The sequence below is a fragment of the Curtobacterium sp. C2H10 genome (assembly GCF_025407985.1).
Classification (GTDB): domain Bacteria; phylum Actinomycetota; class Actinomycetes; order Actinomycetales; family Microbacteriaceae; genus Curtobacterium.
The window spans coordinates 120,622-132,786 of sequence record NZ_JABXGF010000005.1 but is presented as its reverse complement, the minus strand read 5'-3'; the positions used below and the strand labels follow the sequence as shown (position 1 = coordinate 132,786).

The window sequence follows — 12,165 nt, the reverse complement described above, 5'->3', positions numbered from 1 at the left end:
CGACGGGACGGGCTCGGCGCGCCCGGCCCGCTAGCGCGCCGTGCTCGCGCGCAGCACGACCTCGCCGTCGATGGCGCCGTCCGCCTCGAGCCCGAGGGCCCGCCGCACCGCCCGCTCCCCGATCTCCTCGAGGGGCAACCGCACCGTGCTCAGCGCCGGCACGACGTCGGCGAGCATCCGCACGTCGTCGAACCCCGCGACCCCGACGTCCACCCCCGGGACGAGCCCGCGCTCCCGGATCGCCGCGACCGCCCCCACCGCCATGAGGTCCGTGACCGCGAACACGCACCGCGGCAACACCCCCGAGCCCGCCGCAGCCCGGTCGAGCAGCGACACCATCGCCCGGTACCCGCCGTCCCGCGTGAACTCTGACGGCACCACGGCGTCGTCGGGCACCCGGATCCCGTGGGCGGCGAGGCCCGCGACGAAGCCCTCGTAGCGCGCGTGCGCGGTGGCGAGCGACGGATCCCCGGCGAGCACCGCGAACGAGTCGTGCCCCTGTTCCACCAGGCCGCCGGCGAGCGCCGCAGCACCGCTGAGGTTCCGGATCACGAGTGGTTGCACTCCCGACACGCCTGCCACGGCGCCGTCGAGGTCGGACACGAGCGCCGACACCCCCGCGCCGGCCGCGACGAGTCCGGAGACGGCCGACGCCAGCTCGGCGCCACCACCGAGGCGACGGCTCACCGCGAGCACCACGGCCCGCGGCCGGAGCCCCGCGACGACGCCGAGGACGGCCGCCTCGCGCGACGGGTCCCCTCCCGTCGACGTGATCGTGACGACGAGCCCGGCGTCGTCGGCGGCGCGGATGGCCCCGGCGGCGATGGCCGCGAAGTACGGATCGGCGATGTCGCCCACGACGAGCGCGAGCGTCGTGGTGGTCCCGCGGGCGACCGCCTGGGCCTGCACGTTGGCGGTGTACCGGAGCTCCTGGGCCGCGGCGTGGACGCGGTCGACCGACTCCTGCCGGACCTTCCGCACGCTGCCGTTGAGCGCGCGCGACGCGGTCGCGAGCGAGACGCCTGCCCGCGCAGCCACGTCGGCCAGGGTGACCGAGCTCCGTTCGGGCATGTCGCGCCTCCAGTCCGTCGGCTCCGCGCTGTGTGGCGAGGGCTGTCTGTGGCGAGGATAGCGATTTCCCGCCCGCCGGGGCGGAGCCGCGGCGACGGATCGAGCCGTCACGTCACAATGTCCAAACATTCTGCAGGAAAGCGCTTGCCAGAATTACCGGGCGTCGTGTAGACCTTGTCTCCTCGGCCGAGACACCCCGAACGCTCGCCCACGGCAGACGCCAGTGGTCCCGAACGAAAGCAGTGACGATGAAGTCATCCAAGAAGATGCTCGCGCTCGCCGGCGGCATCGCCGCACTGGCGCTCCTGAGCGGCTGCGCCTCCGGCAGCGGTTCCGGCGACGGCGGCAAGGTCGACCAGCTGACCTTCTGGCTCTCCACGTCGACGGCGCAGGAGAAGGGCTACCAGGACCTCGCGACCGACTACGAGAAGAAGACCGGCGTCACGGTCAAGATCGTGAACCTGCCGTACGACGGGCTGCAGACGAAGCTCCGCGAGTCGGCGCAGGCGAACTCGCTGCCCGACGTCGTGCGAGCCGCGGGCATCGACCCGATCTGGACCGGCAAGACCGTCGACCTGGCCTCGATCGTGGACGACGACGCGAACAAGATCGACAAGGACATCATCGCGAAGGACGACGACGGCAAGGTCACCTCGATCCCGTCCGACGTCACCGCGGCGGGCCTGTTCGTGAACAAGTCGCTGTTCGACAAGGCCGGCATCGCCTACCCGACGGACCCCGCGAAGGCCTGGACCTGGGACGAGTTCCTGCAGGCCGCCGACCAGGTGAAGGCGAAGACCGGCGCGAAGTACGACCTGGTGTTCGACTCCTCGCCGTCCCGCCTGCGCGCCTACATGTTCACCAAGGGCACCGACTTCATGCAGCAGGAGAAGGACGGCTCGTTCCCGACCGACTCGAAGACCGTCTCGGCGCTGCAGGACTTCGCCGACATGAACGACGACTCCACGATGCCGAAGTCGGTGTGGACGAGCGGGCAGGACCCGAACGCCCTGTTCAAGAGCGGCCAGGTCGTCGCCTACTTCTCGGGCGTCTGGCAGTCGTCGGACTTCGCGTCGAACATCACCGACTTCGACTGGGCCAGCGCCGCGACCCCGGCCGACCCGACGCACGCCACCGAGATCAACTACGGCGGCAACATCGTCGGCTTCGAGAACTCGGACGCCCGCGGGACCGCGGCGAAGAAGTTCATCGACTACATGTACGAGCCGACGAACTACGCCAAGCTCGTGACGACGAACGGCTTCCTGCCGGTGGAGTCCGGGCTGGACATCAGCTACCCGTTCGAGTCGCAGGCCGCCAAGGACTCCTTCGCGCTCTACCAGAAGGAGATCGACGCGGCGGACCCGATCTCGAGCTCCTACGCCAAGGAGAGCGCGAAGTGGGCGGTCGAGGGCAAGGAACTCGGCACCGACCCCACCACCGCCGAGGTCGGCAAGCTCATCAACGGGCAGCAGTCGGCCAAGAAGACCCTCGAGACGATCACGAAGTACTACGAAGAGCACGTCGGATGACGGACCGGGGTCGGGTGCACGCACCCGACCCCGACGCCGTCCCCCCGAGCAACACCGCGAAGAACCAGCAACACCGCGACGAACGAAGAGGATCATCGTGAGCATCCCCACCGCAGCCGGCGACGTGCAGACCGCCGTGCCCACCCCGGTGCCGCCCCGCCGGCCCGGCGCCGCGAGGACCACCAAGCGCCGCCGCTCCGGCGTCAGCAAGCCCGTCCTCGCCCCGATCCTCTTCGTCAGCGTCAACGCGGTGCTGTTCGTGGTGTTCTTCGTGTGGCCCGCGGTCATCGGCCTCGGCTACTCGTTCACCGACTACAACGGTGTCGTCGCCCCGAAGTTCATCGGGCTCGAGAACTACTTCGAGCTGTTCGCCGACGACACCTTCTACGCGGCGCTCCTCCGGACGTTCCTCTACGCGATCGTGGCGGTGCCGCTCGGCTTCGTGCTCTCCCTGTCGATGGCGCTCATGCTCACGAGCCCCGCGGCGAAGGGCCGGAGCGTCGCCCGCATCGTCTTCTTCGTGCCGTGGCTCATCTCGCCGATCGTCACCGGCGTCATCTGGCGGTGGATGTTCGGCGAGAACTTCGGGCTCGCGAACTTCGTCATCGAGTCCTTCGGCGGCAAGGCCGTCCCGTGGCAGTCGAACGCGGACCTGTCGCTGCTCGTCGTGGTGTTCGCCACCGCGTGGGCCGGAGCCGCCTTCAACATGCTGCTGTTCGTGGCCGCGATCCGGAACGTGCCGCAGTCCTACTACGAGGCGGCGTCCCTCGACGGCGCCGGCGCCTGGCACCAGTTCCGCTACATCACGCTGCCGAGCATCGCACCGACGTCGTTCATCGTGGTCCTGCTGTCGTCGCTCGGCGCCTTCAAGGAGTTCGCGACGATCCAGGCACTCAACGGCGGCGGTCCCGGCACCGACAACAACCTGCTCGTGCAGTACATCTACACGAACGGGTTCCAGAACGCCCACATCGGCTACGCGAGCGCGGCGTCGATGGTCCTCATGCTCATCCTCATGGCCATCGCGCTCATCCAGCTGGCCGTGAACCGTCGGACGGAGGCCCGCCGATGACCGCCACCCTGCCCAGCGCCTCCGGCGCACCCGCGACCGACGTCACGTCGGGGACCACCAGGAACACGACCAGGACCAAGCGCCTCGACGGCCCGCCCCGCCCCAGGGCCATCGCCGCCACCGCCCTGCTCTGGGTCTTCATCATCGCGTTCGGCTTCCCCGTGCTCTGGTTCGTCCTGAGCGCGTTCAAGCCCGGCGGCGAGCTGTTCTCCTACCCGCTCACCCTGTTCCCGAAGACGTGGTCGGTCGGCGGCTTCACGGAGGCCTGGGCGAGCTACGACTTCGCCCGCTACTTCGGCAACACCGTCATCGTCGCGCTGGTCACCACCGTCCTCACCGTGCTGGCGAGCGCGGCGACGGGGTACGCGCTGGCGAAGTACGACAACAAGTGGCTCAAGGTCTTCTTCGTCTGCATCCTCGCGACGACGATGCTCCCGACCGAGGTCATCCTCGCGCCGACGTTCATCGTGATCCGCGACCTCGGCATGTACGACTCGCTCGCCGGCATCATCGTGCCGTCGGTGATCACCGCGACCGGCATCTTCATGTTCCGGCAGTTCTTCCTCACCGTGCCGGACGACCTCGTCGAGGCCGCCCGCATCGACGGCGCGAGCGAGTTCGGGATCTTCTGGCGGATCATGCTGCCGATCTCCCGCCCGATCATGCTGACGCTCGCGATCTTCTCGTTCCAGTGGCGGTGGAACGACTACATCTGGCCACTGCTCGTCCTCAACGACCCGCACCAGTTCACGATCCAGATCGCGCTGCAGAGCATCGTCGGCGCGGAGAACGTCAACTGGACGGTCCTGCTCGGCGCCTCGGTGATCTCGATCATCCCGCTCGTCCTCATCTACCTGGTCTTCCAGAAGTACGTGAACGGCGCGGACCTCAACGCGGGCCTCAAGGACTGATGGGCTTCCTCGACCTCGCCGGCACCGCGGCCGACGCCGACGCGGCCCGGCTCCGGCAGGCCACCGACGCCCCGGAGACGCTGCAGCACCGCGAACTCATGGCGCGCGCCCTCACCCTGGTCGGAGCGTGGGTCCGGAACGAGCGGACGGGAGGCGCGGCTCGCCCCACCGACGACGACCTCGCCACCGCGCACGGCTGGGTCCGGCACCTCGCCACCAGGCAGTCCACCGGCGGCACGTTCGTCGGAGGCGACAACGTGCTCTCCCCACCCGACTCCGCGTTCACGGTCAACGACGTGTGCGACGCCCTCGAGCTCCTCGCGCCGTACCGTGCGACCGTGCCGACGGCCGCGGCGCTGGCCGACGACCTCGACGAGATCGTGCACCGCGCGACCCCGGCGTTGCTGACGGGTGGCGTGCACACCCCGAACCACCGGTGGGAGATCGCGGCCGCACTCGCCCGCGTCCACCGGCTCCACCCCGACCCGGCCCTCGTCGAGCGGATCGACGAGTGGCTCGCCGAGGGACCGGACATCGACGCCGACGGCCTGTGGTCCGAGCGCAGCCCGAACTACGCCGCGGCGGTCTCGTGCCCGTCCTTCCTCGTGCTGGCGTCGGTGCTGGGGCGGCCCGAGCTGCTCGACCCGGTGCGCCGCTCGCTCGACGCGACACTCGCGCTGCTCCTGCCCGACGACACCGTCGAGACCGTGCAGTCCCGACGGCAGGACCAGTCGCAGCCGTTCGGCATCGGACCGTTCGCACCCCTGCTCTGGCACGTCGCGGTGCTCGACGGCCGAGCCGACCTCGCCGCCGTCGCCGCCCGGGCGGCAGTCGCCGACACCTGGCAGCCCGGCGCGGTGGCCGCACGGGCGATGACCGACCCGGTGCTCGAGCGGCCGCTGCCGGCGGGCGCACCGCTCCCCCGGGGCACCTCGACGTTCCGGGCGGCACGGCTCGTCCACGTCCGCGAGGCCGACCGCGACGTCGTGCTCTTCGCCGGCTCGGACGTCCCGGCGGCAGGACACGTCCGCTCCGGGCTCGCGAACAGCCCGACGTTCCTGCGGGTACTCGCCGGCGCCGTCGTCCTCACCGACGTCCGGCTCTCGCGGGAGTTCTTCGGCCTCGGCCCGTTCCGCCCGACGGGGCTCGAGGACCTCGGCGCCGGCCGGTTCCGGCTGACCGAACGCGTGTCGGCCGGCTACCACCAGCCGCTCGCACCGGAGCACCGGCTGGCCGACGGTGACTACGCGCTCGGCGACGAGGGGCGGTTCTCCGCGTCGATGGCGTTCGGCAGCCGGACCGCCGACGAGGTGGCGCTCACGACGACGATCGACGTCGCCCTGACGGCCGACGCGGTCACGCTCGACATCGAGACCGCCGGGGCCGACGTCCCGTGGTCGCTCCAGCTGACGTTCCGCGACGGGGGTACGTTCTCCCGTGTGAGCACCGATGCCGCCACCGCCGAACGCGTCCTCGTCACCGGGACCGCTTCGTACCGCGTCGGCACCGACACCGTGACGTTCGGGCCGGGCAACGGCTCCGGCCCCGGGCAACCGGCGTTCTACGCGCCCGGTCAGGACTACGCGTTCCTCGGCGGGACGGACCGGCCGACGGGCTCGCACGTCCACGTCACCGGACGCGCGCCGGGCCGGACCCGTGTCGTGATCGGGACCCCGTCGGTGGGGTCGTGACCACGGAGCGACCGGCGGCCGCAGACCCGAGCCGCACCGCGCCTCCCGGCATCGTCCTCGTCGGCGCGCGCGGCTACGGCCTGCACCACCGGGCGACCATCGACCGGCTCGTCGGCCTCGGTGTCTGCACGCTGACGGCCGTCGTCGACCCGACCCTCGACGCCGACGAGGACGGCGGCGTGCCGGTCGTCCACGACGTCGCCGCAGCCCGCGCGACCGGCCCGGTCGACGTCGTCGTGGTCGCGGCCCCGATCGCCGCGCACCTCCCCCTCGCCCTCGCCGCCCTCGAGAGCGGCGCCGACGTCCTCCTCGAGAAGCCGCCGGTCACGACGCGCGGGGACCTGGCGACCCTGCTCGACGCCGAACGACGCAGCGGGCGCGTGGTCCAGGTGGGGTTCCAGAGCCTCGGGTCGCACGCGTTGCCCGCACTCCGTGACGGGTCGCTCGTCGGGACCGTCCGGTCCGCCGCGGCCGTCGGCACCTGGACGCGCGACCAGGCGTACTGGGACCGCTCCGCCTGGGCCGGCCGTCGCCGGGTGGACGGGGTCGACGTCCTCGACGGCGTCGTCACGAACCCGCTCGCCCACGCCGTGGCGACCGCCCTCGCGCTCGTCGGCTGCCGTCGAGCCGACGAGGTGGCGCGCGTCGAGGTCGAGCTGTACCGGGCGAACGCGATCGAGGGCGACGACACCTCGGCCGTCCGGGTCACGACGACCGCCGGACGCGAGGCGACCGCGGCGCTCACCCTGTGCGGGCCGACCGAGGTCCTCCCGAGCGTGCGGGTCCGCGGCACGACCGGGAGCGCGGTCCTCGGGTACACGACCGACGAGGTCACGATCGACGGGGTGACCCACGGACTCGGGCGCACCGACCTGCTCGAGAACCTGCTCGCCCACCGGTCCCGCGGCGACGCGCTGCTCGTGCCGCTCGCGTCGACCGGCGCGTTCGTCGAGGTGCTCGAAGCCGTGCGGGCGACCGAACCGGTACAGATCGACCACCCGTGGGTGACGTGGGACGGTCAGGGGCCCGCGCGTCGGCCGCTCGTCACGGACGTCGAGGCGGTCGTCGACCGCGCGGCGGACCAGGGCGCACTGTTCTCCGAGGTCGGCGCACCCTGGGCGCACGCGGACCGCGACGAGGTGCTCGACGAGCTCGTCGTCGACGGCGTCGCGGTCGCATCGGTCCTCGACGGCGCGGGGACGATCCCGACGTCGTCGCCCCGCCCGTACCTGCACCCGGTGCGGACCCTCGGCGGCACGGTCGTGAGCGCCCACCACCCGCCGGACCACGACTGGCACTGCGGCGTCGGGTTCGCGATCCCCGACCTCGACGGCGTGAACTGCTGGGGCGGGCGGACGTACGTCCGCGGCGAGGGCTACGTCTGGCGCGACGACCACGGCAGCGCCACGGTCGTGCACGCCGAGCACCACGGCCCCTCCCTGCGGCAGGAGGTCGTCTGGCGCGGTCCCGACGGCCACGTCGCCCTGCACGAGGACCGGGCCCTCGCCTGGCGGGCGGTCGACACCGGGTGGGAGCTCACGTGGTCGTCGTCGTTCCGCGTGCCCGGGGACGCGGTCGTCCGACTCGGCGGCCCGGGCAGCAACGGTCGGGTCGGGGCCGGGTACGGCGGCTTCACCTGGCGCTTCCCGCCGTGCGCCGACATCGCGGTCCGGACGGCGACGGCCAGCGGCGAGGACGCGGTGCACGGATCGGTCGCGCCGTGGGTCGAGTGGTCGGCCGTGTTCGAGGGCGTCGGCGCCACGATCCGGTTCGAGGCCCTCGACCACGACGACCCGTGGTTCGTCCGCGCCGCCGAGTACCCCGCGGTCGGCTCGGCGCTCGCCTGGCGCACCCCGACGCTCGTGCACCCGGGGGTGCCCCTCGTCCGGTCGTTCCGGGCGACGGTCTCGGACGGCCCGGTCCGGCACGGCCCGGGCGAGCACGGCCCGGGCGAGCACGGCCCGGACCGGTCCGCCAATACGCTGGTGGGATGAGCACCGAGGACTGGGAAGCCCGCGTCGCCGCACTCTGGGCCGACAACACCATCGACGACCAGGAGCGCATCGACCGCATGCGGGTCCTCGCCGACGCCGCACCCCACCCGGCGCTGGGCGCGTTCGAGCTCGGCGGGGCGAACGACTCCGGCGGCCACGAAGCCGAGGCCGACGTCCATTACGCGGCCGCGACGGCAGCCGGGCTCGACACCGTGGACCCGACGAGGGCGGCGCAGATGGTCGTCCAGCACGCCTCGACGCTCCGCAACCTCGGCCGGGTCGACGAGGCGATCACGATGCTCCGCGACGCCCCCGAGCACCCGGCGACCGGCGCAGCGCCGAAGGTGTTCCTCGCACTCGCGCTGCACAGTGCCGGTCGCCACGACGAGGCGCTCCGGGTCGCGATCGAGGCGGTGGAGCCGACGCTCCCCCGGTACCACCGGTCGGTCCGGGCCTACGCAGCAGCCCTCACCGACTCCTGATCACGACCACCCGTCAGGGTGCCAGCGGCAGCGCGTCGCTCGTCGTGCGGAGCGACTCCTGACGGATCTCGAGCTGGGTGACGGCGAGCGCGGCGAGGTCGTGCAGGTTCGCGAGGTCCGCCCCGGTCGTCCGGCGCGGCTTCGTGTCGAGCACCGCGAGCGTGCCGATCGGGGTGCCGTCGTGCTTCACCAGCGGGACGCTGACGTAGAACCGGATGCCGAGCGGGCCGGTGACGAGCGGGCTGTGCTGCATCTCGGGGTGCGTCTGGCCGTCCGGGATCACGACGGGCACCGGCACGGGGGCGAACCCGTTGCGGAAGTTGATGTGGCGCGCCGCGTCGTCGACGCCGGGGGCGATGTACGACTGCGACCAGGCACGGTCCTCGTCGAGCACCTCGACCAGGGCGATCGGGGCGTCGAACAGTCTCGCGGCCATCGCCGTCGTACGCTGCAGCGCCTGCTCGGGCAGGCTGTCGAGCGTCGCCGGGCGGGCACGGTCGGCGTCGCCTGCCGGCTGGGCCGCGGACGTCGTCTCGACGACGTGGTCGGCGGCGGTGGTCTCCGCGATGACGACGTCGCGCAGCATGGTCACGAGATCGGCGCCGGCCGGGCGCGCTGCCGGGTCCTGCGCGGTCATCGCCCGGAGCAGGGCCTTCCAGGGCTCGGGCAGCGGCTCGGGCAGCACCGGGTCGCGGGACAACCGCGCGACCGCGGACTCGACGAGCGACCCCGGGAACTCCCGACGGCGGGTGAAGCACTGCAGCAGCACGAGCCCGAGCGAGTAGACGTCGCTCGGCGGACCGACCTCGCCGCCCCGCGCCTGCTCGGGGCTGAGGTAGGCGGCGGTCCCGGTGGTCACGCCGTCGGCCGTCAGCCGCTCGACACCGGCGGCGAGCGCGATGCCGAAGTCGGTCAGCCGGGCGCGTGCGCGGTCGGAGTCGTTGCCGTAGTCGACGAGCAGGATGTTCGACGGCTTGATGTCGCGGTGCACGACACCGTGGCTGTGGATGTAGTGCAGCGCCTCGGCCATGTCGTAGCCGATCTCGGCGATGTGGCGAGAGGCGAGCGGGCCGACGGAGAGCCGGTCCTCGAGGTCCTGCCCGGCGACCAGCGCCATCACGAGGTACCGCTGGCGGGTGCCGTCGTGGCCGGTGACGACGCCGGTGTCGAGCAGACTCACGAGGTTGTGGTGCTCGAGGGACGCCAGGACGCCGAGCTCGGCCTCCTGCCGGGCGACGTCGACGGTGCCGGCGTGGAACACCTTCACGGCGACGGGCCGGTGGAGGCTCTCGTCGACCCCGCGGTACACGACGGACATGCCGCCCTGGCCGATGGCGTGTTCGAGCCGGTACCGCCCGTCGAGCAGTGGGGCCGTGGACGCGGTGTCCTCGGTCGGACTCATCTGACCCTCGTTCCCGGTTCCGGCAGGCAACGATGCATCTTCGCATCCCGGCGGGGATCGTGTTCGGTCGACGCGCTCAGCGGCCCGTCGCCACCGTGCTCACCCGCAGGTCGTCGAACGTGCTCGTGAAGCCCGCACCGCCGAGTGAGATCAGCCCGATCCGCGGCTCGGTCCCGAGGTCCGCCGTCCACGTCCCGCCGCGCACGAAGTGCCGTCCGTCGACGCTGGTGTACGCGGTGTAGCGGTGCTCTCCGGCCACGAACCGGTGCACGATCCGCAGCGTGGTGGTGTCCCCGACCGGCCCGACGACCATGTTCCCGTAGGTCGGGGCACCGGCCGGTTGCCCGGAGACCTGCTTGCCGAACTCCGTCTGCCGGGTGTCGAAGATCGAGTTCGAGGTCAGGCGCACGTAGTCGCTGTCGCTCCCGTACACGATGAGCCCGCCCTGCACGTAGTTCACGCCGTCGCCGGTCGCCGGGGTGTCGACCGCGACGGTGGTCTCGGCCACCCAGTCGCCCCGGGGAGCCGGTTCGGACAGGACCGAGGCGAGCGGTGTCTGCGGCGGGTGGATGTCGGCGTCCTGCGTCCGCCACCGGAAGGCGCCCCCGGCGACCGTCCACGCGGAGGCATCGGGCTCACGGGTCCAGCGGAGCGCCGGCGGCAGGGTCGTCCCGTCGAAGTCGGTGGACAGCGCACGGATCGTCCGACCGGGCACGTCGACCGGTGCAGCGGTGGCGCGGTACGTCGGCCGTTGACCGGGCTGTGCCACCGGCCCCGGTTGCACGCCGTCCGAGGGGCCGGCGCCGCCGCGGACCTGGGGCCAGCCGTGCACCCAGTCGAGCGGGTCGATGAGCACGGGACGCTTCGTGTAGGTGCCCTGGCCCGCGTAGTACGGGTCGTCCCGGTCGACGGCGTGGTAGACGATCCAGTCCTGCCCGGTGAGGTCGGTGACGACCGTGTTGTGCCCGGTGCCGACCCAGCGGTTGCCGTTCTGGGCGAGCAGGGGCGTGCCGCCCACCCGGGTGCTCGTGATCCGCACGCCGTCCTGGTCGGTGAACGGGCCGAGCGGGCTGCGCGACCGGGCGACGAACACGCCGTACCCGGTCAGGGCGCCGTTGCAGCAGTTCGTGGCGGACCCCATGAAGTACCACCAGCCGTCGTGCCGCATCAGGTACGTGCCCTCGTAGCGGTTGTCGATCGCGATCTGCCGCTCGGTCGAGGGGATCGACCGCAGGCCGTCGGTGCTCAGCCGGCGGACGTTCACCCCGCCGAAGTAGCTGCCGAAGTACAGGTACGTGCTCCCGCGGTCGGTGATGACCTCGGGGTCGAACTCCCACCGCTGCCCGGTGCCGTTCGGTGCCGCCTGCGGTGCCACCACGGGTCCGCCGGAGTCCGTCCACGGTCCGGTCGGGCCCGGGCTCGTCGCGACGCCGACGGCCGACCCGCCGCCGGTCGGTGCCGTGCGGCTGGGGGTGTCCGACGCCGCGTAGTAGAGGTACCACGTGCCCGGACGCCCGTGCGTCCCGGCGCGGTACACGACGTCCGGCGCCCAGATGCCGTTCGCGTCGCCCACCCAGGCCGGCTTCGTGGGGAAGGCGTCGTCGACGTACGTCCAGTGCGTCAGGTCGGTGGACCGGTACGTCGGGACCCCGTGCTGCACGAGCGACCCGTCCGGGTTCTGCTCCGTCGCCGTGAGGGCGTCGGTCGTGCAGTAGAGGTACCAGTTCCGGTCGCGTCCCACCCCGCGCACGACGGTCGGGTCGGCGCAGCTCGCCGCGGTCTGGCCGTCCGGCAGCGTGAGCGTCATCGGGTTCTGGTGGGTCGGCGCGGCACCGCCCCGTGCGGACGTGGTCTCCGCGGCGACGGCGGGCGCACCGCCGGTACCGACCTGGAGGAACGTGGTCGCGAGTCCCGCGACCGTCGCGATCGCGAGGACTGCTCTGAGTGACCGGCGCACGATGGACCTGCTCTCGTCGTCGAGGAGCGTGCGGACGAGCGCGAGCGTACGCT

9 protein-coding genes are annotated in these 12,165 nt (G+C 72.3%); 6 read left to right on the top strand and 3 right to left on the bottom strand.

From position 1 onward, the window contains the following. Window positions 1-30: 30 nt before the first annotated feature. Complete coding sequence (locus HWD93_RS04660; RefSeq protein ID WP_261646162.1) at window positions 31-1,071, bottom strand: LacI family DNA-binding transcriptional regulator; 1,041 nt, start codon at window positions 1,069-1,071, stop codon at window positions 31-33. A 248-nt stretch (window positions 1,072-1,319) separates the two neighbouring features. On the opposite strand from HWD93_RS04660, the gene HWD93_RS04655 reads away from it, so the two are divergent. The 6 genes from HWD93_RS04655 to HWD93_RS04630 all read left to right on the top strand — a co-directional run bounded on the left by HWD93_RS04655 (window position 1,320) and on the right by HWD93_RS04630 (window position 8,753). Next, entirely contained in the window at window positions 1,320-2,603 is a 1,284-nt protein-coding gene (locus HWD93_RS04655; RefSeq protein ID WP_071295471.1) for an extracellular solute-binding protein, read from the top strand. A gap of 97 nt (window positions 2,604-2,700) precedes the next feature. Continuing rightward, window positions 2,701-3,675, top strand: a complete 975-nt coding sequence (locus HWD93_RS04650; RefSeq protein ID WP_217637366.1) for a carbohydrate ABC transporter permease — start codon at window positions 2,701-2,703, stop codon at window positions 3,673-3,675. Continuing rightward, on the top strand, window positions 3,672-4,586 hold the full coding sequence (locus HWD93_RS04645) for a carbohydrate ABC transporter permease (RefSeq protein ID WP_261646161.1): 915 nt from the start codon (window positions 3,672-3,674) through the stop codon (window positions 4,584-4,586). The genes HWD93_RS04650 and HWD93_RS04645 overlap by 4 nt, the downstream gene beginning before the upstream one ends. After that, window positions 4,586-6,277: a hypothetical protein gene (locus tag HWD93_RS04640; protein ID WP_261646160.1), complete on the top strand. Its 1,692-nt coding sequence runs from the start codon at window positions 4,586-4,588 to the stop codon at window positions 6,275-6,277. Before HWD93_RS04645 ends, HWD93_RS04640 begins: the two co-directional genes overlap by 1 nt. Then, a complete protein-coding gene (locus HWD93_RS04635; protein ID WP_261646159.1) occupies window positions 6,274-8,271 on the top strand; it encodes a DUF6807 family protein in 1,998 nt (665 codons plus the stop codon). The genes HWD93_RS04640 and HWD93_RS04635 overlap by 4 nt, the downstream gene beginning before the upstream one ends. Next, the gene (locus HWD93_RS04630) at window positions 8,268-8,753 is read left to right on the top strand and encodes a tetratricopeptide repeat protein (protein ID WP_261646158.1); all 486 of its coding nucleotides are present in this window, start codon (window positions 8,268-8,270) and stop codon (window positions 8,751-8,753) included. The genes HWD93_RS04635 and HWD93_RS04630 overlap by 4 nt, the downstream gene beginning before the upstream one ends. A gap of 13 nt (window positions 8,754-8,766) precedes the next feature. On the opposite strand, the gene HWD93_RS04625 is transcribed toward HWD93_RS04630, so the two are convergent. Further along, the gene (locus HWD93_RS04625) at window positions 8,767-10,155 is read right to left on the bottom strand and encodes a GAF domain-containing serine/threonine-protein kinase (protein WP_261646157.1); all 1,389 of its coding nucleotides are present in this window, start codon (window positions 10,153-10,155) and stop codon (window positions 8,767-8,769) included. Between the two features lie 76 nt (window positions 10,156-10,231). Then, on the bottom strand, window positions 10,232-12,112 hold the full coding sequence (locus tag HWD93_RS04620) for a family 43 glycosylhydrolase (protein WP_261646156.1): 1,881 nt from the start codon (window positions 12,110-12,112) through the stop codon (window positions 10,232-10,234). Window positions 12,113-12,165 lie beyond the last annotated feature (53 nt).

Coding starts and splice junctions, on each gene's coding strand:
- HWD93_RS04640 (WP_261646160.1), top strand. CDS start 4,586: ATGGGCTTCCTCGACCTCGCCGGCACCGCGGCCGACGCCGACGCGGCC.
- HWD93_RS04645 (WP_261646161.1), top strand. CDS start 3,672: ATGACCGCCACCCTGCCCAGCGCCTCCGGCGCACCCGCGACCGACGTC.
- HWD93_RS04630 (WP_261646158.1), top strand. CDS start 8,268: ATGAGCACCGAGGACTGGGAAGCCCGCGTCGCCGCACTCTGGGCCGAC.
- HWD93_RS04625 (WP_261646157.1), bottom strand. CDS start 10,155: ATGAGTCCGACCGAGGACACCGCGTCCACGGCCCCACTGCTCGACGGG.
- HWD93_RS04660 (WP_261646162.1), bottom strand. CDS start 1,071: ATGCCCGAACGGAGCTCGGTCACCCTGGCCGACGTGGCTGCGCGGGCA.
- HWD93_RS04655 (WP_071295471.1), top strand. CDS start 1,320: ATGAAGTCATCCAAGAAGATGCTCGCGCTCGCCGGCGGCATCGCCGCA.